A 22,804-nucleotide genomic window follows, 5' to 3' on the forward strand; every position below is an offset into this window, starting at 1 on the left:
GCCTTTGCATCAGGCGTGTCACAAGGACGCGCGCAGCATGAGGATGGTTCCGGTCGCCATGACATTGAACAGGGAAAGCGGCAGCAGGACCTTCCAGCCCAGCGCCATCAGTTGGTCGTAACGCGGGCGGGGCAGGCTGGCGCGCAGCAGGATGAAGAACGCCACCATGCCCGCGGTCTTGAGCGCGAACCACAGGACAGGCGGCAGCAGCGGCCCGCGCCATCCCCCGAGATAGAGCGTGGTCACAAGGCTTGAGATCAGGACGATCCCGGCATATTCGGCAATGAAGAACATGCCGAATTTCATGCCCGAATATTCGGTGTGGAACCCCGCGCCAAGTTCGTTCTCCCCTTCGGGAAGGTCGAAGGGCAGGCGGTGTGTCTCCGCAATGCCGGCAAGCATGAACACGCCGAAACCGAGGCATTGCGGGATGATGAACCACAGCCTGTCCTGTGCCGCCACGATATCGCGCAGGCTGAACGATCCGGCCATCATGATCACGCCCAGCAGGGAAAGCCCCATGAAGACTTCATAACTGATCATCTGTGCTGCCGCCCGCATGCCGCCCAGCAGCGCGAATTTGCTGTTGGATGACCAGCCCGCCAGCACGACGGCATAAACCCCGAGCCCCATCATGCCGAGGATGAACAGAAGCCCCACATTCATGTCGCCCGCGATGCCCGCGCGTAGCGTGACCGGAATGACGGCAAAGGACAGCAGCACCGTCATCATGCCGATGGCAGGTGCAAGGACGAACACGCCCCGGTCGGCAAAAGGCGGCACCCAGTCCTGCTTGAACAGGATCTTGGTCCCGTCCGCCACGGCCTGGAACATGCCGCCCGGCCCGACGCGGTTGGGACCATGCCGGTCCTGCCACAACCCCAGCAGCCGCCGTTCGACCCATGTCAGCACGGTGGCGAGGCCAAGGATGAAAAGGGGTGTCAGGATGATGGCGACAAGCGCTGGATACGTCATGGCCCTTCCCCTTCGTCCGGTATCATCTCCAGCCGGGCCGTGCGGGGGAAACGCAGGGCCCGCGCGACCATGTGCGCCGGACACAGGACCACGCCCGCAGGCAGTCCGGGCACGACTTCCACAGGGAGCGCATGCGCCCCGTCCCCCAGATGCAGGATCGTGCGTCCCGACCCGGCCATGCCGGCAGGCAGGCCCAGCGCTGGCGCGGCCGAACGCGCCATGACGGGGGGCGAGAGCATGCTCAGTTCCTCGCTGCCGAACAGGCGCGTCTCGGGCAGTACCAGAACACTGTCCGCCCGTGCGACATGGGGGACGGGAATATCCGTGGCGCAGGCATGGGCGGAATGTGGCCCGGCCCCATCCTCCGCCTTGCAGGGCAACAGCCGGATGCCGGATGCCCCGCCGCGCATGGGGCCGCCGATTTCCTGCTGGAAACGGTTCAGCGCCTGGACCGAGTTCCATGGCGACGCCTGATAGCCCGGAACCAGCGCGGCGGGCATGCCGGGTTCATATGCTCCTTCCATCGAACTGCTGAACGGGGTGTCGGGGCTGCTGGGTGGCGGCTGGTCACGCACGGTTATGTAGGAACGGATGACGGTTCGTCCGCTGGCGCGATAGGTCTGGCTGCGCAGTTTCTGACCGTCCATGCGGTAATCCGCCCCCGGCGCGGCCCCCAGCGCCGGGGCAAGGCGGGGAAACGCCTTTGCTATCGCGGCAAGGACGTCATCAAGATCCCGCCAGCCGGTCAGGCCCGTCATGTGCGGAGTGGCCGGGTCAGGGTTTTGGCCCAGCGCCTGTATCCAGCGCCAGGCGGCCTGCAGGGGGGCAGGGGGAAAGACCGCCTGGAAAAAGCGTTGCGCCCTGCCTTCCTGACTGACCAGCGTGCCGGTGCATTCGCTGAAGGCGGCGGCGGGCAGCACAAGGCCGGCCTGCTGGCACAGCGGCGTTGCCGTATGGTCGATCACCACGATATTGGCAACGGCCGCGACAAGTTGCGCCACATCCGCCGGGTCAAGGCGGCGGGTCAGGTCATTTTCCACGATGATCAGGTTGGAAATCCCGCCCGCCCGTGCCTGTTCCAGCACCGTTTCCAGCGTCAGGCCCCCCATCATCGCCAGCCCCATGCTGTTGCATTCCGGCAGGACCAGCGACAGGCCCGTCGCGGGGATTGTGCGCGCAAGGGCGGCGGCAATGCTGGCTGCGGCCTGCATCAGCGCGGGGGAGCCGTACTGCATGCCCGAGACAATCAGTGGCCTTTGCGCGGCCCCCAGCGCCTGCGCGATCCGTGTCGCAAGGCGCGCGTCATCGGGCGCCAGATCCATGACAGGCGGGGCGGAGGGATCGATTTCATGGGCGATGGCAAAGCCCAGTCGCGCGATATCGTCAGGCGCCGCGCGGAGGGTCTGTGCGGCCACGCCGTCCAGATCGGTTGGCGCGGGCGTCAGGATATACAGGGCGGACGGGCACTCGCTCCCCAGCGTGCGCACCGCCGCATCCATCCAGCGTGGCACCCTGGCGTCGTCCGCCACGTGGAAGGAGGGCTGGCGCACCGACTGCCGCAGCGACAGGCCAAGCCGGGGGGCCGTGGCGCAGACATCCTCGCCCAGGACCAGCACGGCATCGGCGCTTTCCATCTCATGCAGGGTGGGAAGGACGCCTTGATGCCGGGCGAGCAGGTCGTGGGCCAGTTCCGCGCAATGCTGTTCGCGCTGCGTCTGGCCGGTGGAAAAATGTTCTGGCCCCACCAGCGCATGCAGGCGGAAACATGTCTCGAGCGAGGCGCGGGGGGAGGCGATGCCCACGATCCGTCCCCCTGCCGTCCCCGTTGCGGCCATGCGTGCGAAGGTCGCCAGGGCATCGGCCACGGGGACGGGCACCTGCCGCCCGTCAATGGCGCGCAGTGGCGTGCGGATGCGCGTCGGCGCATTGACAAATCCATGCCCGAACCGGCCCCGGTCGCACAGCACGTAACGGTTGACATCCGCGTTATAGCGGTTGAGGACGCGGCGGAGCGTCTCCTCGCGCGCATTGACGATGGTATTGCACCCCACCGCGCAATGCACGCAGACCGACGGCGCGCCACGCATGTCCCATTTCCGGCTATAGACGGCGGAAAACGGCCTGTCGGTAAACACGCCGGTCGGGCAGATTTCCACAAGGTTGCCGCTGAAGGCATTCTGCAGCGTGCCGTCGGCGGCGCGGCCGAAATACACGTTGTCATGCGATGCGAATGCCGCCAGATCCTCCCCGCCCGCATAATCACGATAGAACCGCACGCAGCGGTAGCAGGCGATGCAGCGGTTCATTTCATGTTTCACGAACGGCCCGAGGTCCTGATTGCGGTGGGTGCGTTTCGTAAAGCGGTAGCGGCGGGTGTTGTGTCCCGTCATGACGGTCATGTCCTGCAGGTGGCATTCGCCGCCTTCCTCGCATACGGGACAGTCATGGGGATGATTGACCATCATCCATTCGATGACGCTGGCGCGGAAATCCCGGGCCTCCGGGTCATCAACGGAGATGATGGCATTGTCGCTGACGGGCGTCATGCAGGCCATCACGATGCGGCCTTTCGTGTCGTCAGGTCCGCTGAACTGTTTTATGGCGCACTGGCGGCACGCCCCGACGGAGCCGAGTTCGGGATGCCAGCAGAAATAGGGCAGGCTGGCCCCTGCCTCCAGACAGGCCTGCAGCAGGTTGATGCCGGTGCGGGTCGGGCAGTCCCGTCCATCGATGCGGATGCTGGTCATGTCTGCGCCCCCGCCTGTTGCGGGCAGCGGCCGTGGCGGATGTGGTCGGTAAAATCGGCGGCAAAAAGCTTCAGCCCACTGGCAAGCGGCGCCATCGCCCCCGGCGCATGGGCGCAGAAGGTCCGGCCCGGCGCGCCCAGCATGCGGGCATGGCGGCCAAGCTGGTCCAGATCCTCGTCGCATCCCGTCCCGTCCTCGATCGCGTCGAGCAGGCGTTCCACCCACGGCAGCCCGTCACGGCATGGGGTGCACCATCCGCAGGATTCCTGTGCGAAGAAATGTTCGAGGTTGCGGATCATGCCGATGGGGCAGGTCCGGTCATCCAGAATGATGGCCATGCCGGTCCCAAGCCGGCTGCCCGCCTTTTCCACCGATCCGTAATCCATCGCGACATCAAGCGCCGTGGCGTCGAGGAACGCGGTGGACGCCCCGCCGGGCAGCAGGGCGCGCAGCTGGTATCCGGGACGCATGCCGCCCGCATGCTCCTCGATGATCTGGCGCAGCGGTGTGCCAATCGGCAGTTCCCATGCGCCCGGTTTTGCCACGCGGCCGCTGACGCCATAGATCTTGGTCCCCCCGTCTTCCCTCAGGCCAAGGCCCGCGAACCATTCCGCCCCGTTGGCGACGATATGGGGCAGGTTGCACAGTGTTTCGACATTGTTCACCACGCCCGGCGCGCCCCACAGGCCGCCGGTCTGGGGAAAGGGCGGCTTGCTGCGCGGGGTGGCGCGGCGCCCTTCGAGCGCGGTCAGAAGGGCGGTTTCCTCGCCACAGATGTAGCGTCCGGCGCTGGAATGGATATGGATGTCGAAACCGAAGCCGGAGCCAAGGATATCATCGCCCAGCCATCCCTGCTGCCGTGCCTCGGAAATCGCGCGGTGAAGGCGGGCGCAGGCCAGATGATATTCCCCGCGCAGGAAAACGATGCCATGCCCCGCCTGCACGGCATAGGCCGCAAGGATCATCCCCTCGACCAGCTGCAGCGGATTGCCTTCGATCAGCAGGCGGTCCTTGAAGGTGCCCGGTTCCATCTCGTCAGCATTGGCGATCAGGTATTTGCGGCGTTCTGCGGCGGGTTCCTTTGGCACGAAGCTCCATTTCTGCCCGGTGCCAAAGCCCGCCCCCCCGCGTCCCCGCAGCTTCGAGCGCGTCACCATGTCGATGATTTCGGCCGGGGAAAGACCGCCAAGCGCCCGGCGCGTCGCCTGCCACCCGCCGGCACGTTCATACGCCGCGCAGTCCGGCGGCCCGGCCGCGGGATCGATCATGGCGGTCAGGGGACGTTCGGAAACGGATGTCATGGCGTCTCCCTCAGCGTGTCGATCAGGTGATCGAGGCCCGCCATGTCCACGTCGCCATGCAGCGCGTCGTCAACCAGCATGGCCGGGGCATGGTCGCAATGTCCCAGACAGACCGTGGGCAGCAGCGTGATGGCGTTGTCCGCCGTAGTTTCCCCCGGCCGGATGCCCAGCGTCCGGCACAGATGGGCGCATAGCGGTTCGCGACCCATGATCCAGCATGAAACGCTGTCGCACAGCATGATGACATGCCGCCCGACCGGCCTGCGGAACAGCAGGTTGAAATAGGTGGCGATGCCATCCAGGTCATCGTCCGACATGCCCAGCAGGGCGGCCACCTCGCGCAGGTGCGCGGTACTGATCCAGCCCAGGCGGTCCTGCACCAGCCGCAGGGCCGCGACGCTCGCCCCGCGCGGGTGCAGTTCCTGTGCCGCAAGGGCAAGGATTTCCGTCCGCATGGACGCGGGCAGGGGGGCGTCAGCGGTCGACATCGGCCATCACGAAATCGATGCTGCCCAGGATCGCGATCAGGTCCGCGATCATGATGCCGCGGCCAAGCAGCGGTATCATCTGCAGGTGGGCAAAGGATGGCGTGCGGATGCGCGTGCGGTATGACGTGGTCCCGCCATCGCTGATCAGGGAATAGGTATTTACGCCCTTCGTGGCCTCGATGCTGGCGCGGGCCTCCCCCGGTGGGATGACCGGCCCCCAGCTTGCGCCGAGGAAGTGGTGGATCAGGGTTTCGATATCATGCATCGTCCGCGCCCTCGGCGGCGGGGTGGTCAGGGGATGGTCGGCCTTGACCGGACCTGCCGGCATGTTGTCCACGCACTGGCGGATGATGCGCAGGCTCTGGCGTATTTCCTCGACATGCACGGCGATGCGGTCGTAACAGTCGCCGCTGGCGCCGGTGGGGATGTCGAATTCAAGCTGGTCGTAACAGGCATAGGGCGCATGCCTGCGGTAATCCCATTCCTGCCCCGTGGCGCGCAGGCCCGGCCCGGTGACGCCCCATGCGATGGCCTCTGCCGTGGTATAGGCGCCGATCCCCTTCGTCCGTGCGCGAAAGATGGGATTGCGCATGACCATCGCGTCATATTCGTCCAGCCGCCGGGGAAGGTCGTTGAGAAAGTCGCGGACCAGTCCCTCCCATCCCTGGGGCAGGTCCATGGCCACCCCGCCGATGCGGAACCATGCCGGGTGCATGCGAAAGCCGCATATCGCCTCGATGATCGCAAAGACGCGTTCGCGGTCGGTGAACATGAAGAAAACCGGCGAAAGCTGTCCGACATCCTGCGCCATGGTGCCATAGAAGACGAGGTGGCTGGCGATGCGGAACAGTTCCGCCAGCATGACACGGATCATCTGCGCGCGGGGTGGCACGGTAATTCCGGCCAGGGTCTCGACCGCCATGACGTAGGGGAAATTGTTCATGACCCCGCCGAGATAGTCCACCCGGTCGGTATAGGGGATGTAGGTATGCCATGACTGGCGCTCCCCCATCTTTTCCGCGCCACGGTGGTGAAAGCCGATATCGGGCACGGCATCGACGATCCGCTCCCCCTCCAGCTGCAGGGCGATGCGGAACACCCCATGCACGCTGGGATGATTGGGGCCGAGGTTGAGGAACATGAAATCGCTGTGTTCACTGTGCCGCCGCATGCCCCATGCGGACGGGTCGAAGCGCATGGCGTCCTGTTCCCGCGCTTCGTGCTCTTCCGTCAGGCTGTAGGGCGGCATTTCCGTGGCGCGGGCATGATGGTCCTTGCGCAGCGGATGGCCGGTCCATGTGGGTGGGGTCAGGATGCGGCGCAGGCAGGGATGGTCATGGAAATGGATGCCAAACAGGTCCCAAACCTCACGTTCGTACCAGTTGGCGTTGGGCCACAGGTCGCAGATGCTGGGAAGGGACGGCGCGGTTTCGCCAAGGGGCACCTTGATCCGTATTTCATCCGCGCGGGTGACGAGTGAAATCAGGTGATAGACGATCGTGAACGCGGATCCGGGCTGTCCGTCGCGATGGGCGCGGTCGCGTTCATCGATGGCGGTCAGGTCCAGCAGCATGAGGGACGCGGCATCCGGCGTTTTCAGCGCGACAAGGGCGGGGCGCAGGTCGGCCGCCGCGACCCAGATGGTGGGAACCCCGTCGCATGTCGGCTGGGTGGCGAGTATGCCGTGGGGAAGCCGGGCCAAGATCCTGCCCGCCAGACCCGGTTCGCGGGCCGGGGAAAGGAGGGCGGTCATGAAATCAGATCCCGTCGGGCGCGCGCAGGTCGCGCATGCCCTGGCGCCGGGCGCGTTTTTCATCGCGCAGGCTGGGTGGCGTGACGGGTTCCGCACCCTGCGGCCCCACCATCCAGCTGAGTGGCCTGCGGCGCGTGCCGATGGATTTCTGCAGCAGCATCAGCCCCTCCAGCAGCGCCTCGGGGCGGGGCGGGCAGCCGGGCACGTACACATCCACCGGCAGGAAGCTGTCCACGCCCTGCACGACGCTGTAGATGTCATACATCCCGCCCGAATTGGCGCACGATCCCATGGAGATGACCCAGCGTGGCTCCAGCATCTGGTTGTAAAGATGCTGGATGACGGGGGCCATCTTGGCGAACACGGTGCCGGAAATGACGATCAGGTCGGCCTCGCGTGGCGTGGCGCGCAGGACTTCGGACCCGAAGCGGGCAATGTCGAAGCGGCTGGTGAATGCCGTCGCCATTTCGACGTAACAGCATGACAGGCCGAAATTCAGCGGCCAGATGGAGTTTTTCTGTCCCCACGCCACGAAATCCTGCAACCGGCCCATGACCAGGTTGCGGCGCAGGGTTTCACTGAAACCCGGTGTGGCCTGCCTCCGTCCGGCGGCACTGGCGGAAGAAAGGGACCAGTTCACGATACCTGATCCTTTCGCATTTCCGCGACAGGGCGCATGGGAACGCGCGGTCCCCAGTCCAGCGCCCCGGCACGCCACAGATAGGCAAGGGAAACCGCCAGAAAGACAATAAAGGCGAATGCCGCGGCATACCCGACCCATCCCGTTTCGCGTACGACCGTGGCCCATGTCATGAGGATGGCCGTTTCGACATCGAATATGACAAAGAACATGGCGACCATATAATACTGCACCGGCAGCCGCAGGCGTGCCGATCCCGTGGGCACGATGCCGGATTCAAAGGGTAGGGACATGGAACGTCCCATATCACTGCCGCTTCGCCGGGTGCCGGTAATGGCGGACAGTCCCAGCATACAGGCCAGAAGTATTCCTATGACGACAGCATAGGTAAAAATCGCCCATATGTCGGGAATGTTTTCCATGGCTGACAATTCCGCTTCTGTTTTTTATTCTGAACGGAGGTGATTTTTATAATGCTGTCTGCGGTGTTGGGTGATAACCGGTCACGGCTTTGTGGAAACGCTGCATGTATCGCCCGATCTATTCCGGGCGGAGGCACGGGATGCCGGAATATGCGTCCAGTCGCCTATACGCGGCAGGAAAGGGGAAGTTGCGGTCCGGTCATGCAAGTTATTTCAATAAGCAGGATGAACTGTTCCGCGATGTGTTCCTGCCAGAGGGAAGGAGCCTTTCCATGCCATGCGGACATGAACGGAATGTTGCCTGAAGGCTGTTTCTGGAATTTTCCGGGAAGTATCCTGTAACTACAAGGAATTTCTGATATTAATTTTCAAAATATACTGACATTGTAATGATTCTTTAAAAATATCCTCATCTGAAAATCGCATCAGGCGCGGGTCAGGCCCTGAACCTGCCCGGACCCATTTTAAAGAACCTGATGGCCTGTCAGGAATTTCAGGACCGTTTTGGCCCTATGGGAATATAACGGCGTAAAAGCAGACGACACGGATCACATAAAGCTCCGGCCGTCCGATCTCACCTGTCCAGCGACCATGGAATGACGGCATTTTCAATCCGCCTGACCGTAACGCCATAGACGGAGCGCATGAGGTCGTCGCGCAATACTTCCTCAGGGGGGCCATGCCGCACGACGGCCCCGTTATCCATCAGCACCAGTTCGTCACAGAACCGCGCCGCCAGTACCAGATCATGGAGCACGACGATAATTCCCTTGCCCTGCGCCGCCAGCACGCGGAGCAGATGCATCATCGAAAGGGCATGCGCGGGGTCCAGCGCCGCGATGGGTTCATCCGCAAGGATGACGGGGGTTGCGGTTGCAAGGGCGCGCGCCAGGTTCATGCGCGCCCGCTCCCCCCCGGACAGGTGGCTGGCGGGACGGTCGCACAGGTCCAGCAGACCGGTGGCCGTCAGGGCGTCGTGGACCGCCGGGTGGCTGGCCGCCCGTTCCCCCGTCTGTCCATGCGGCAGGCGGCCAAGTGCCACAAGGGCACGTAACGGCATCGGCGGGGGCTTCTGCCCCTCCTGCGGAATGAAGGCAAGCTGACGGGCGCGCTGATGGGCGGTGATTTCGCTGATATCGCGCCCGGCAAGACGGATATGCCCGGTTTGGGGGCGCAACAGCCCTGCCAGCATGCGCAGGAACGTGCTTTTGCCCGCGCCGTTCGGCCCGATCAGGCCCATGACCCGCCCGGCCCGCAATGTCAGCGACGCCGCGTCGACCACCTTGCGTTCACCACGCCGGAACGAGGTTTTTTCAGCCTGCAGCAGGATCATGACGCGCTTCGTTTCAGCATGATGACACGGGCAAAGAAAATGGGCGCACCCACCAGCGCCGTCAGCACGCCCAGTTGCAGTTCCGGCCCCACCGCCACGACACGCACCACCATGTCCGCCAGCACCAGCAGGCAGCTTCCACCCAGCAGCGAAGGCAGCAGAAGGCGCGATGGCTGGTGCCCCGTCAGGGAGCGTAAAAGATGCGGCACCACCAGTCCGACAAACCCGATGGCCCCGGAAACAGCGACACACGACCCAACCGCCAGCGCCGCGCCCAGCACGATGCGCGTCTGGACGCCCCATGGCCCACGCAGACGAAAGCCGAGGCTTTCGGCCACGTCCTCGCCCAGTGTCAGGGCATCCAGCGCCCGTGCCGCCGAAAACATCAGGGCGATGCCCACAATGACGCCGGGCAGGCTGATCCACACGTGGGTGAATGTCCGGTCCGTCAGCGATCCCATGAGCCAGTGCATGATTTCAAACGAGGCATAGGGACTGGGCACCAGATTGAGGGCCAGCGCCGTCAGCGCGGCCGTAAAGCTGCTGAGCGCGGCACCAGCCAGCAGCAGGACCAGCGTGCCGCCCTGTCCCACCAGTCCCATCAGGGTCGCCGCTGCCGCCAGTGCGCCGATCAGCCCCCCAAGCGGAAGCGCCACGATCGAAAGCTGCATCAGCCCGGTATAGAACACGAGCACCGCGCCAAGTGCCGCCCCCCCCGATACGCCCAGGATCCCGGGATCGGCCAGCGGATTGCGCAGGTATCCCTGCAACGCCGCCCCCGACAGTCCCAGTGTTCCCCCCACCATGATCGCCAGCAGGCTGCGTGGCAGGCGGAGTTCGCCAAGGATGATCGCATTTGCCGTATGCCGGCCCGCCGCCATGTCCCCCAGCGCATCCATGAAGGGCAGGCTGGTTTCCCCCCACATGAGGGAGGCGCAGAACAGGCCGGCCACCGCCACCGCCAGCGCGCCATTGAGCAGGAAGTTTGCGGAAACTGATTTCACGGCGACTTTTCCAGGTTTCGCCGCGCATCGCGCAGCAGGGCGAGACTGTCGAGTGTCTGGGGCAGGCCGCACAGCCACAGGCGGGCCGGAAGATCCAGATGACGGGAACCGGCAAAGGCCCGCCGTAACGCCGGATGATCCAGCATGGACTGCGCCATGGAATTCCCCGCGCCGGAACGGTCAAGGACCAGCAGGTCGGGGGGATGGGCGATCAGCACTTCCATGGAAAACCGCGATGACTTTGCATGTCCCTCCACCGTGGCGTAGTTGCGCAGGCCCGCATGCGCCAGCACGTCATCGGGCAGGGAGCCGGCATAGGTGACGAAACCGTTGGCGGCATAAATCGCGGCGGTCGGGTCATCGGGGCGTGGGGGGACCGAAAGGGCGGCAAGGCGCGTGGCGAATGCATCGGCAAGCGCGCGGCCACGTTCCGGCACCCCGATGGCGTCCGCCACCTGCATGATCTGGGCCGGGATGTCCGCAAGGCCCGTTGCCGGCGGCAGCGCGAGAACCCGCGCGCCGCTTTCCCGCGCTGCCTGCATCGCGACCGCCGCGCTGGCTGCGGTATAGGTGCTGCCCAGCACGACATCGGGATGGGCGGCGACGATATTTTCCGCGCTCTGCCGAATGACGGGAACATGTCGCGCCTGTTCGCACAGAACGGAATCCCAGCAGTCACGGGACAGCGGACTAAGCCCCACGATCTGTTCCGGCTGCGCCAGCATGAGGACAAGCTGATCGGCGCAGAGGTTGAGCGACGCCACCCGTGGCAGGGCACGTGCCTGCGCCGTCCCGGCACATGCCACGATACCCGCCAGCAGTACCCACGCCGCCCGTTTCATGTCAGTAATTCAGCATGAAGCCACCATAGCCCGCCCGTCCGGGCTGGAGGTAGCCGATCGGTTCTTCATACTGCCGGTTCAGCAGGTTGTCCGCACGCGCATAGACCGAGACATACCTGTTGACCCTGTAATTGGCCGCGACGTCGATCGTCACATAACCGTGCCCCTTGGCGCAGGTGCTGCATGTCTCGGTTCCGATGACCGGCAGGTCGCGCCATCCGCTTGTATAAAGGATGTTCCCCGAAAATGTCAGATCCTTGATGGGCTTCCATGTCGTGTTGAAATTGAATTTGTGCTGGGGACGCCGCTGCAGTTCCGTATTGTCCGTTTCATCGCGCGCATGCGTCCAGGTGTAGCTGAGGTTGAACTCAAGGGTGCTGAGCGCCTTCCAGTTCAGGAATGCCTCCACCCCGTACATCCGGGCCCGCGCGACGTTGGAATATGAATAGTTGTAGTTGTACGAGGAATCGATCGAAAGGGAGGACTGGATCAGGTTGCGCGCCCGGTTGTCATACCACGTGGCGCCGAAATTCAGCCGGTCATGCAAAAGCTTCTGTTCCACGCCGGCATCATATCCGATCAGCTGCTCGGCCTTCAGGTTCGGGTTTCCCTTTTCGGAATAGCCGACGCCCACCTGATTGACAAACAGCTGGTACAGCGAAGGACCATGAAAGCCCGACCCCGCGCTGGCCTTGATGATCGTGCCGGTGCCCGGAACATGGATCGCAGGCGCGACACGCCATGTCACATGGTCGCCATAGCGGGAGTTCGCGTCGTAACGGATGTTGGCGGCGCCATACAGGATGTGGTTCCAGTTGCCTTGGTACTGTCCGTAACCTGCCGTCGTATCCATGCTGGCGGATGTATTGTATCCGCTGTCCCATATGCTGGCGGCCATGTGGCTGGTATTGAACGTATCGTGGAAATGTTCCGCACCGATCAGCAACTGTCCATACTGCCGGAAATTGAACGTGCCATGCCAGTCCACCTTCAGGCGGCTGGAACGGTAATAGTCGGGATCGGGATTGACCGGGCTGCCATAGCTTGTGCCCGTTTCCGTCCAACGGTTGCGGTTGGTCATGTATCCCAGGCCGATGACCTGATCGAACAGCCCCTTGAACGAGACGAGATGGGCGGTGCCCCGGACGATGGCTTCGTTCTGGTTGGTCTGTTCGCGCACGCCCGAATCCCCGTACAGGGCCTCGCTCTGCAGGTCATACAGGGAATAGGAATGATTGTTCGCCTGTACCAGGCGCGCCGTCAGGCCAAGGTCAAGGTTGCGCGTGACATCGTAGCCCAGCCGGATATTGGCGCCACGGTTGTCGTTGCGGTTGCCCTCATGCCGCTGTGCCCGGTCCGCGTGATAGGCGCGTTCGATATAGGAGGGGATGTTGTTGAACCCGTCCATCCGGTAATGGGACAGTTCGACATTGTAATGAAACCGCCCCTTGCTGCCCCGCGCGCCAAAGGTCTGGTTGAACGTGCCATAGCTGCCGCCCTCGATACGCACGAACGGCTTGAAACGGCCCTGTCCCTGCGTGGTCGTGATGTCGATCACGCCCGCCATGGCGTCCGCGCCATAAAGGCCGCTTTGCGGACCGCGCAGGATCTCGATCCGTCCCATGCCGTCGGTGACGAACTGGCCCGCATCGAACATGCCGCTGGCGGAACTGCCGTCATTGATGTCCATGCCGTCAAGGCGGACCTTGACCTCGTTGGCGTTGTTGCCCCGCATGAAAATGGAGGTGCTTCCGCCCGGCCCGCCGGTCTGCACGACGTTGAGGCCCGGCTGGCGTGTCAGGATATCGGCCAGCCCACGGCGCTGCTGCGTCTGGATCTGCTGTTCGGTGATGATGGTCATGCTGGTGCCGATGTCATCGACGGCCGTCGGTCTGCGCGCGGCACTGACGCTGATGAGTTCGGGCTGCCCCGCATTGCCGGGGGAAATGACGGCCTTCGATTTTCCGGTCCGCACGACATACTGCTTCGGGGCCTGTCTGGCCGTGGTCCGGGATTTCACGGAATCATCCGCCTGCGCCACACATGTTCCCATCGCCACGAACGTGGTCGATGTAATCAGGAGGGTACGAAAAATATGCATCAGGATCAGGTCTCGCGGTCAAGTCATCGTTGCCACGAGAGCGTGCCGTCATGCAGGCAGGGTCTGCCCGTCACCGCCTGACGTCACACCGTCAGGACACCCCGCCCGACAGTTCCCGGTTGCAACAAATGCGGACGGCAGGTCTCCTGGCTTGCGGCGTCGCCTTGCGCATGACCTTCCCGGGAAGATGCACTCCCAGTGGTCCGGACCACGATGTCCGGCGATGCGCAGGCATACCGCTTACAGTTGCGGGGACAGCCGAAGCATTGGATCGCAATCCGCACTTCGTTCCCTTTTACTCCTTCGACAAGAAGGAACCGTCGGCGTGTCTTCTGGTATGCTCCGCCCTTTCTGTCAACCCGGTTGTATCGCGCGCGATCCGGTGGGGATCACCGCAATGCCGCGGCGACCAGCGCATCCAGCGTGGCGGGGCCGTCCTTTGTCCCGACAAGGGGGGAGAGCAGCCCGTCTGTCGCCAGAACGGCAAGGCCATGAACCTTTCCCCACAATCCCGCCATGACGGCCGCGCGCGAAGACGTGCCCGGCGATCCCATGCGTCCATCCTGCGCCAGTGCTGCGAGCAGGGAGAAAGCCCGGGCGGAGGAACGGGCCAGCTGCCCATGGTCGCGGTCTATCGCATCGCTGCGGAACATCAGGGTGAACAGGTCGGGATTGGCAAGCGCGAAATGCACATAGGCCAGTCCGACCGCCCGTGGCCCATGTGGCTGCGCCGCCTCCATCGCGTCGGCCAGTTCGTCATATCCCGTCGCGGCCAGCGTGCTGAGCAGTCCTGTCAGGTTCCCGAAATGCGGCGCCGCGGCCGTGGCGGAAACGCCTGCATGGCGCGTGATGGCTCGCAGTCCCAGCGCACCGATCCCCTGTTCCTTCAGCAGATGGCGGGCGGATTCCAGCAGGGCGGCAGGCAGGCCGCCATGGTGATACGGGGCTTTGGGCGACGGGTCGGGCTTCATGGTCATGTGTGTCCTGAGATGTCCTCCTCGCTGCACTTTACACTGTATATTTTCGCTTGACGAGGTATGGGATGTCCCTTCACTCTTTACGGTGTAAAGAATTCGGGGTCGCCATGACTGAAAACCGGATGTCCGTCACACGCGAACTGACAGGCGAAGGGCTTGAAATCAGGGGCAGGCTGCCGCCGGGACTTTGCGGAACCCTGTATCGCAACGGTCCCAATCCACGTGTCCCCGACGGTGATGCGCACTGGTTCCTGGGTGAGGGGATGGTTCATGCCGTGACGCTGGGGCCGGGCGGGGCGTCCTATCGGAACCGCTGGGTGGTGCCTGCCGGGCAGGTGCGCCTGCTGGGCAAGGCGAACACGAACATCATCCGCCATGGCGGACGGATGATGGCGCTGGAGGAGGCGCATGCGCCGGTCATGTTCGACCCGTCATCCCCAGGCGCGACCGGCCCGATGCCGACCGCATGGCATGTGGGGATGGCCCCCTTTACCGCCCATCCGAAGCATGATCCCCGTACGGGGGAACTGGTGTTCTTCGGTTACGCGGCGGATGGTCCTTGGTCGAACGTCATCCGCTGCGGCACGCTGGCGCCTTCGGGCCGGCTGACATGGGAAACGCGCATCAGGGCGCCGTTCTGCAGCATGATACACGACATGGCCGTGACGCCGGATCATGTGCTTCTGCCAGTCCTTGCGCTGGTGGGAAGGGCGGACCGGACAGACCGTTCGGGGTTCGGATTTGCATGGCAACCCGAACTTGGCGGCAGGCTTGCACTGTTGCGTCGTGGCGGGGACGGACGGGAAGTCCGGTGGTTCGATGCGCCACCCGGCTATGCCTTTCATATCGTCAATGCGTGGGAAGAGGGGGGCCGCCTGTTCCTTGATCTTCTGGTGTATGACGAACCGCCGCTGTTTCCGCGCGGCGATGGCGGTCACGGTTCCTGTGGAAGTGTGCGTCCGCAACGCTGGAGCGTCCCTCTGGATGGTCGGGGCGAGGCACGCGTGGCGGGGCTGCCGGACGTGACGGGCGAATTCCCCCGGATTGACGAACGTTTTGCCGGGTCGCGCCACACACGGTTCTATCTGGCCAGCCGTGCGCCGGGACGAGCCGGGGGTTTTCATGCGATCACCCGCATGGATGCCGAAAGCGGGCAGGGGGACCAGTTCGATTTCGGCACCGACGCGTCAGTCAGTGAGCCGGTATTCGTGCCACGTGCCCCGGATGCCGCCCGGGACGAGGGATGGCTGCTGGCGGTGGCATGGCGTCCCGACTGGCGGACATCGCGGCTGGCTGTCTTTGATGCCGGTCATATCGCGGATGGCCCCGTTGCGAGTGTCATCCTGCCCCAGCGTGTCCCCGATGGTTTTCATGGCAATTTCATTCCCGACGCCCATCCCGGCCGGGGGATCGCCTGATGCGGGCGCGTGGCGGTATTGTCCCACTGCTGATGGAGGCAGGCGGGATCATCATCTTTGCCGTCCTCGCCAGCATGGGATGGACGCGCCTTGCGATCGCCGCCACGGTCGCGTTCGTGGTGTTCGACGCCATGCGCCGGGTGCGCGGTCATCTCGGCATGCCGCGCCTGTGGGTCCTTTCCAATGGCCTGGCCCTTGTGCTGGGCGTGGTTGACCTGACCTGCGCGACGCCTTTCCTGTTCCGTTACGAAGCGGTGTTTACCAACCTTGTCCTGGCTGCGGCCTTTGCAATGGGTGCCTGTGGACAGAAATCGATTGTCCAGACAATCGTGGAGGAACGACAGGGCATGCCCATCTCATCGGACCGGATTGGCCTGCTGGCCTTCTTTCGCGCCTTTACCCTGTTCTGGTCCGGCTATTTCATGCTCAAGGCGGCAGCATATCTGTGGATGGCGGTTTACCTGACGCCCGAACGCGCCCTTGTGATACGCGGCACGCTGGGAACAGGCAGCCTGGTGGCGATGATCCTGCTGGGGCAGAGGGGGGCGGATGTCTTTCGCCTGTGCCGGCGCATGGGGTTTTTCCGTCAGGGGGCATGAGAGATCCTGCCGCGCCCCACCCCATGGACCGTGCGATCCGGCCCGCCGGTTGACGGGGGCGCCGGAAGTATCTACCGCTCGGGGTTCGTTGCGATGACCGAAGGTTTGATCCGATGCCGCGTCCGAAGCTCCTGCCGCTCTCACTGTTTGCCCTGTTCATGGGCTCCACGGCCTGGGCGGCCGATCCGGGCGCGCCACCAACCCCGGTACACCCTGTTTCACAGACCTATCACGGCGTGCGCGTGACCGATCCGTATCGCTGGCTGGAAAACAGTGACGACCCGAAGGTCATCGCATGGTCGGCGGCGCAGAACCAGCGCACCCGCGCCTATCTCGATCACCTGTCGCAGCGGCAGGTGGTCTTTGACCGCCTGATGGCCGCCTATCGGGCGCAGTCGCCGTCCTATTCGGATTTCCATCTTGCGGGCGGTCATGTGTTCGCGCAGGCCATGCTGCCGCCACACCAGCAGCCGGTGGTTGGCGTCATGAATGGTGACGCCAGTCCGAAAACGTTCCGCACGATTGTTGATCCCGACATCATCGACCCGTCCGGGCAGACCGCCATTGACTGGAGCGTCCCGTCACCCGATGGCAGGCTGCTGGCCGTGTCCCTGTCGCGCAACGGGACGGAAGACGGGACCGTGCATGTATTCGACACGAAGACAGGCCGGGAGACCGCCGATGTCGTGCCCCGCGCGCAATACCCGACCGCGGGCGGCAGCCTGGCATGGAAATCGGACAGCAGCGGGTTCTGGTACACCCGTTATCCCGGCGATGAACGGCCCGAGGCGGACCGCCATTTCTATCAGCAGGTCTGGTACCACCAACTCGGGACCCCGGTCTCGCAGGATGTTTATGTCGCGGGACGCGATTTCCCCAAGATCGCGGAAATCGCGCTGGATAATTACGGCGTAAGCCAGAACGGGCATGCCGTGCTGATATCGGTCGAGGATGGCGATGGCGGACGGTTCCAGCAGTATGTCATCAACCAGAAGACCGGGCAGGTAACGCGCATCAGCGATTTCGATGATCGCGTCGTCGCCGCCGCGATCGGTCCGGACGATCATATCTACCTCGTGTCGCGCAAGAACGCGCCGCGTGGCGAAATCCTTGAGACGAGTATCGATCACCCGGCGGTGGCCGATGCGAAACGGCTGATCGCGCAGGGCGATGGCGTCATCATGGGTGGGGCGGAGTTTGGCGGCGCGCCGGTGATCGCGACCCGCGATGCGCTGTATGTGCGCGAAATGGTCGGCGGGCCGAGCCGTGTTTCGGTCTTTTCCCCCGACGGGAAGCCGAAAGGCGACCTTCCCCTGCCTTCGGTGATTTCGGTTTCGGACGTGACCCCCATTTCCCATGGGGACATGCTGGTGTCCTTCAACAGCTATCTGACCCCGCATCAGGTAATGCGCTACCGCCCCCGGACGGGAAAGCTGAAGGCGACCCCGCTGTCGAGCACAAGCCCGATTTCATTCGCGGACTGCGAGGCCGTGCGGGCCACGGCGACGTCACGGGACGGAACCCGCGTGCCGATGACGGTCATCCGGCGCAAGGGAACAGAACTGGATGGCCAGAACCCGACGCTGGTTTACGGGTATGGCGGATATGGAATTTCGGAAACGCCGCGCTTCCTCGGGGCATGGATGCGCGCATGGCTGGACGCGGGCGGCGTCTATGTCGATACCAACCTGCGCGGCGGCGGGGAATTCGGGGCGACATGGCATGAGGATGGCGCCCTGACGCACAAGCAGAACGTCTTTGACGATTTCGCCGCCGTCAGCCGCCAGCTGATCGCGGACGGATATACCTCTCCCACCCGGCTTGCGGCCCTTGGCGGCAGCAATGGCGGCCTGCTGATGGGGGCCGCGATGACGCAGGCGCCGGAACTTTACCGTGCGGTCGTGTCGCTGGTGGGGATTTATGACATGACACGGATCGAACTGGACCCCAATGGCGAATTCAACGTGACGGAGTTCGGAACGGTCCGCGATCCGGCGCAGTTCCGCGCCATGATCGGCTATTCCCCGTACCAGGCCGTCAGGCCGGGGGTGAAGTATCCGGCTGTCTTCATGGCGACGGGAACGCATGACGGACGCGTCAATCCCGCGCAGTCGCGCAAGATGATCGCAAAGCTTCAGGCCGATACGGCGTCGGGATATCCGATCTACCTTTCCATCAGCGACAAGGCGGGACACGGCATGGGCAGCGCCGTCAACGTGCGTCTGGGACAGACCGCCGATTACGTGGCGTTCCTGTTCGATCAGCTGGGAATGAAGCTGTAATCATCCCCTGGCCGCGCATGACGGCGGTCCGTCCCGCAGTCATGCGCGGCCTGATGGTTATGTCACTCGGCGGCCGGGGCGGGGGGCGGCGTCTGTTGCGTGCCGGTCACCCGCCAGATGGTGTTGCCCACGTCATCGGCGACAAGCAGCGCCCCGTCGCGATCCAGCGTCAGGCCCACCGGGCGGCCATGGACATGCTTTTCGTCAGGGGTCAGGAAACCCGTCAGGACGTCTCTGGGCGTTCCTGAGGGATGGCCGTCGACGAACGGGACATAGATGACACGATAGCCGCTTTTGGGCATGCGGTTCCATGAACCGTGCTGCGCGACAAACAGGCCCTGCCGCCAGTCTTCGGGCAACAGGCTGCCGCCGGAAAATGCGATGCCAAGCGAGGCCGTATGCGGTCCCAGCGCGTAATCGGGCGCGATCGCGCGCGCCACGAGGTCCGGTCGCTGGGGCTGTACGCGCACATCGACATGCTGCCCGTAATAGCTGTAGGGCCAGCCATAAAAGGCGCCCTCCTTAACGGCCGTTATGTAGTCGGGCACAATGTCGCTGCCGATTTCGTCGCGTTCATTGACCGCGACCCACAGCGCGCCCGTCGTGGGTTCCCATCCCATCCCGTTGGGATTGCGCAGGCCGGTTGCGTATTCGCGCATCGTGCCGGATGTCAGGTCGTACTGGTAAATCGCCGCGCGTCCCTTTTCCGCGTCCATGCCGTTATCGGCGACATTGCTGTTTGAACCGACGGTTATGTAAAGCTGCTTTCCATCGGGACTGGCGATGACGTTTTTGGTCCAGTGATGGTTGTACCCGGCGGGCAGGTCCACCACCTTTACCCCCGGTTCGGTAATGCGCGTCTCGCCATCGTGATAGGGAAAGCGCATCAGGGCGTTGGCATTGGCGACATACAGGTCATTGCCCACCAGCGCCATGCCAAAGGGGGAATACAGGCCATCGAGGAACACGGTGCGCATGTCTGCGTGGCCGTCCCCCTTTGTATCACGCAGGAGGATGATGCGGTTCGGGCTTTTTTCACCTGCGCCGACCTGTCCCTGGATGAAGCGGGCGACGCGGCTTTTCAGCGTCCGGACATCCGTCCCGGGCGAATTGCTTTCGGCCACGAGGATATCGCCATTCGGCAGTCTGTAGAGCCAGCGCGGATGATCAAGGCCGGTGGCATAGCTTTCGACGCTCAGGCCCGGCGCCGCGGTGGGATGCGTCCCGTCGTGCCATCCGACAGGCGTGGCGATATTGACGGTCGGCATCAGGGTCTGGTTGGGCGCGGGAAGAGCCGGGTGCGGCCCGATGCCGGCCGCGACCGGCAGGGAGGCCTGTTCGGGATGGACGACGATTCTCCATCCCGCCAGCCCGATCACCACGATGCCAACCACCGCGCCGGTCAGGTAAAACCTGTAACCTGTCTTCATTCCGCATTCCTCGTTCATGCCCGATGCCGATACTGCGGTCATCGGGGCTGCGCTGCCCATTTCGTCGCGCTTCGGGCATCCTGTCATGCTCAACAGACAATTCCCTTTGCAGGTTTCCTGTCCGTGGTCACATCATGTTCCCGCGTGGGGAAAGGCGCAGGATATTTCCCCTTCCTTTGCGTGGCTGTCGCAGGGCTTGCCAAAAACGCCACGTCATGATGTGGTATGTTATAATATTATATTTTATCGGGTGTCTTATGCTGTCAAAATCATTTCTTCTCGGGTCCGCATCCGTTTTCCTGGCCCTGGTGGCAACGGGTACCGCCCGCGCGGAAGAGGGCATGTGGACGTTCAACCACCTGCCTGTCTCCACCTTGCAGAAAACCTACGGGTTCGCGCCTGATGCCGCATGGATCCAGCATGTCGTGCAGTCTTCGGCACGCCTTGCCGAAGGGTGTTCCGCCTCCTTCGTGTCGGGGGACGGGCTGGTCATGACCAACCATCACTGCGCCAATTCCTGTCTTGCCGCGCTGTCTGACAAGACGCACGATTATTTCCGCAACGGCTTTTACTCCCACTCCCCCGCCGAGGAGCGTCAGTGCCCGGGCATGGAGCTCGACCGCCTCGACAATATCAGCGACGTGTCCGCCCGCGTGACCGATGCGACAAAGGGCACGAGCGGGGCGGCCTATACCGCGGCCCTCCAGCAGGTGGAAAGCGAGCTGACGAAGGATTGCGTCAATGGCGATCCGACGCACTGGCGCTGTGACATGGTTTCGCTGTTCCACGGGGGGCAGACCGCGCTTTATCGCTATCGCCGCTATCAGGACGTGCGCGTCGTCATGGCCCCGGAACAGGGGATTGCCTTCTTCGGCGGCGATCCCGACAATTTCAGCTATCCGCGCTATGACATCGATCTTTCGATGCTGCGGGTCTATGACGGGGGCAAGCCGGTCCATACCCCGTTCCTGCAATTCGATCCCATGGGGCCAAAGGCGGGGGAACTGGTGTTCACGTCGGGCAATCCGGGCCGGACGCAACGCAGCCTTCCGGCATCCGCCCTGGCGTTCCAGCGCGATATCGTCAATCCCGCGATCATCGGATACCTTTCCACCCGCGAAGGGATGCTGTGGGAATATTCCCGGCAGAGCCCCGGGCACGCCAAGGAAGCGGAGGATGCGCTTTTCAGCATCCAGAACGGGCTGAAATCCTATTCCGGCACGCAGGCCGCGCTGCGCACGGGTGACATTGTCGCGCGCCGTGCGAAGGAGGATGCGGCGCTTCAGTCCTGGATCGATGCGGATGCGGGCCGTCGCAAGGAGTACGGGCAGCCTTTCCACGACATTGAACAGGCCATCGCGGTCGAGAAGACCCTCTTCCCTGCCCATCTGGCACTGCGCATGGCGCTGCCGGGACTGGCGGAGGACGCCATGACGCTGGTGGACGGGGCGAGCGAGCGTGAAAAGCCGGATGCAAAACGGCATGCGGGGTATCATGAGGCGCAGCTTGGCGAAGTCGAGACGTCCCTTGGCGCGAAGGAGCCCGTCTATCCCCAGCTGGAAACCGACACCCTTGCCCTTGGCCTGACCCTGATGCGCCAGACGCTGGGGGCGGATGATGAACTGGTCAGGACCGTCCTTGGCACCGACAGCCCGGAGGCGCTGGCCGCCCGACTGGTGAAGGGGACGAAGCTGGCCGATCCCGCCGTGCGCGTGGCGCTGTGGAAAGGTGGCCAGAAAGCGGTGGAAGCATCGTCCGACCCGATGGTCGTTTTCGCCCGCAGGATCTATCCCGCCTATGCCCAGATGCGTGAGCGGATGCTCAACGAAGTGACATCGCCGCTGCACAAGGCCGAAGGCGATATCGCGCGCGCCATCTTCGCACGTGCCAAGGCGGAGGGACATGCCGACGATATCTATCCCGACGCGACGTTCTCCCCCCGGCTGTCGTGGGGCACGGTCAAGGGATGGACGGAAAATGGCAAGGATATCCCGCCCTTTACCGATTTCGCGGGCATGTATCGCCATGCCACCGGCAGTGATCCGTTCGAACTGCCGAAACGCTGGCTGGATGCGAAATCGAAGGTGGACCCCGCGACCCATGTCGATTTCGTTTCAACCAATGATATCGTCGGCGGCAATTCGGGATCGCCGGTCATTGACCGCAATGGTCATGCGGTCGGGCTGATTTTCGATGGCAACCTGCCCAGCCTGGCGGGCGACCTCTATTACGACATTTCCAACAACCGCGCGGTTTCGACCGATACCAGCGCCATCATCGCGGCGCTGCGGGATGTGTATAACGAACCCACGCTGGTGCATGAACTGATCGACGGACATCAGGCGACCACGTCGGGTGCCACGAAGCCCTGATCGGGTAAAGGCCGACCGGGGATTTTCGGTCCCGGGTCGGCCATCCCTGCTGCCATCAGTAGGGTTGTCCGAAAAGGTAGCCCAGATAATATCCTGAAATCATAAGAGTTTTTGGTGAAG

The 22,804-nt window shown here is 63.7% G+C and carries 17 protein-coding genes and 1 riboswitch; of the genes, 4 read left to right on the top strand and 13 right to left on the bottom strand.

Annotated elements, in window-relative coordinates; all coding sequences use genetic code 11:
* Positions 1-18: 18 nt before the first annotated feature.
* The 12 genes from nuoH to NJLHNGOC_RS04975 all read right to left on the bottom strand — a co-directional run bounded on the left by nuoH (position 19) and on the right by NJLHNGOC_RS04975 (position 14,583).
* Positions 19-975 (bottom strand): NADH-quinone oxidoreductase subunit NuoH, encoded by a 957-nt coding sequence (gene nuoH, locus NJLHNGOC_RS04920; protein WP_113595380.1) that lies wholly within the window; start codon positions 973-975, stop codon positions 19-21.
* On the bottom strand, positions 972-3,722 hold the full coding sequence (nuoG, locus tag NJLHNGOC_RS04925; RefSeq protein ID WP_113595381.1) for an NADH-quinone oxidoreductase subunit NuoG: 2,751 nt from the start codon (positions 3,720-3,722) through the stop codon (positions 972-974). The genes nuoH and nuoG overlap by 4 nt, the downstream gene beginning before the upstream one ends.
* Entirely contained in the window at positions 3,719-5,023 is a 1,305-nt protein-coding gene (gene nuoF / locus NJLHNGOC_RS04930; RefSeq protein ID WP_113595382.1) for an NADH-quinone oxidoreductase subunit NuoF, read from the bottom strand. The genes nuoG and nuoF overlap by 4 nt, the downstream gene beginning before the upstream one ends.
* Entirely contained in the window at positions 5,020-5,511 is a 492-nt protein-coding gene (gene nuoE / locus NJLHNGOC_RS04935; protein WP_113595383.1) for an NADH-quinone oxidoreductase subunit NuoE, read from the bottom strand. Before nuoE ends, nuoF begins: the two co-directional genes overlap by 4 nt.
* On the bottom strand, positions 5,498-7,264 hold the full coding sequence (gene nuoC / locus NJLHNGOC_RS04940) for an NADH-quinone oxidoreductase subunit C/D (protein WP_113595463.1): 1,767 nt from the start codon (positions 7,262-7,264) through the stop codon (positions 5,498-5,500). Before nuoC ends, nuoE begins: the two co-directional genes overlap by 14 nt.
* 4 nt (positions 7,265-7,268) lie before the next feature.
* A complete protein-coding gene (locus tag NJLHNGOC_RS04945; protein WP_113595384.1) occupies positions 7,269-7,904 on the bottom strand; it encodes an NADH-quinone oxidoreductase subunit B in 636 nt (211 codons plus the stop codon).
* A complete protein-coding gene (locus NJLHNGOC_RS04950; protein WP_113595385.1) occupies positions 7,901-8,326 on the bottom strand; it encodes an NADH-quinone oxidoreductase subunit A in 426 nt (141 codons plus the stop codon). The genes NJLHNGOC_RS04945 and NJLHNGOC_RS04950 overlap by 4 nt, the downstream gene beginning before the upstream one ends.
* A gap of 574 nt (positions 8,327-8,900) precedes the next feature.
* Positions 8,901-9,659, bottom strand: a complete 759-nt coding sequence (locus NJLHNGOC_RS04955; protein ID WP_113595386.1) for an ABC transporter ATP-binding protein — start codon at positions 9,657-9,659, stop codon at positions 8,901-8,903.
* Positions 9,656-10,663 carry a FecCD family ABC transporter permease gene (locus tag NJLHNGOC_RS04960; protein WP_113595387.1) on the bottom strand — a complete coding sequence of 336 codons (1,008 nt, stop codon included), beginning with the start codon at positions 10,661-10,663 and terminating at the stop codon, positions 9,656-9,658. Before NJLHNGOC_RS04960 ends, NJLHNGOC_RS04955 begins: the two co-directional genes overlap by 4 nt.
* Positions 10,660-11,505, bottom strand: coding sequence for an ABC transporter substrate-binding protein (locus NJLHNGOC_RS04965; protein WP_113595388.1), 846 nt, complete (start codon positions 11,503-11,505; stop codon positions 10,660-10,662). Before NJLHNGOC_RS04965 ends, NJLHNGOC_RS04960 begins: the two co-directional genes overlap by 4 nt.
* A 1-nt stretch (position 11,506) precedes the next feature.
* A complete protein-coding gene (locus NJLHNGOC_RS04970; RefSeq protein ID WP_113595389.1) occupies positions 11,507-13,606 on the bottom strand; it encodes a TonB-dependent receptor plug domain-containing protein in 2,100 nt (699 codons plus the stop codon).
* Between the two features lie 119 nt (positions 13,607-13,725).
* Positions 13,726-13,943: riboswitch (cobalamin riboswitch) on the bottom strand.
* A 52-nt stretch (positions 13,944-13,995) separates the two neighbouring features.
* Positions 13,996-14,583, bottom strand: a complete 588-nt coding sequence (locus NJLHNGOC_RS04975; protein WP_239021344.1) for a TetR/AcrR family transcriptional regulator — start codon at positions 14,581-14,583, stop codon at positions 13,996-13,998.
* Positions 14,584-14,690: 107 nt separating this feature from the next.
* Here NJLHNGOC_RS04975 and NJLHNGOC_RS04980 point away from each other — a divergent pair, with 107 nt between their 5' ends.
* The 3 genes from NJLHNGOC_RS04980 to NJLHNGOC_RS04990 all read left to right on the top strand — a co-directional run bounded on the left by NJLHNGOC_RS04980 (position 14,691) and on the right by NJLHNGOC_RS04990 (position 18,882).
* Positions 14,691-16,001 (top strand): carotenoid oxygenase family protein, encoded by a 1,311-nt coding sequence (locus NJLHNGOC_RS04980; protein ID WP_165837845.1) that lies wholly within the window; start codon positions 14,691-14,693, stop codon positions 15,999-16,001.
* Positions 16,001-16,600 (top strand): hypothetical protein, encoded by a 600-nt coding sequence (locus tag NJLHNGOC_RS04985; RefSeq protein WP_133258665.1) that lies wholly within the window; start codon positions 16,001-16,003, stop codon positions 16,598-16,600. Before NJLHNGOC_RS04980 ends, NJLHNGOC_RS04985 begins: the two co-directional genes overlap by 1 nt.
* A 113-nt stretch (positions 16,601-16,713) precedes the next feature.
* The gene (locus NJLHNGOC_RS04990; RefSeq protein ID WP_239021345.1) at positions 16,714-18,882 is read left to right on the top strand and encodes a prolyl oligopeptidase family serine peptidase; all 2,169 of its coding nucleotides are present in this window, start codon (positions 16,714-16,716) and stop codon (positions 18,880-18,882) included.
* 62 nt (positions 18,883-18,944) lie between these two features.
* On the opposite strand, the gene NJLHNGOC_RS04995 is transcribed toward NJLHNGOC_RS04990, so the two are convergent.
* A complete protein-coding gene (locus tag NJLHNGOC_RS04995; protein WP_113595466.1) occupies positions 18,945-20,312 on the bottom strand; it encodes a PQQ-dependent sugar dehydrogenase in 1,368 nt (455 codons plus the stop codon).
* Positions 20,313-20,620: 308 nt separating this feature from the next.
* On the opposite strand from NJLHNGOC_RS04995, the gene NJLHNGOC_RS05000 reads away from it, so the two are divergent.
* Entirely contained in the window at positions 20,621-22,684 is a 2,064-nt protein-coding gene (locus NJLHNGOC_RS05000; RefSeq protein ID WP_239021346.1) for a S46 family peptidase, read from the top strand.
* Positions 22,685-22,804: the final 120 nt, after the last annotated feature.

It is taken from the genome of Novacetimonas cocois (assembly GCF_003311635.1).
In the GTDB taxonomy this organism is placed as follows: domain Bacteria; phylum Pseudomonadota; class Alphaproteobacteria; order Acetobacterales; family Acetobacteraceae; genus Novacetimonas; species Novacetimonas cocois.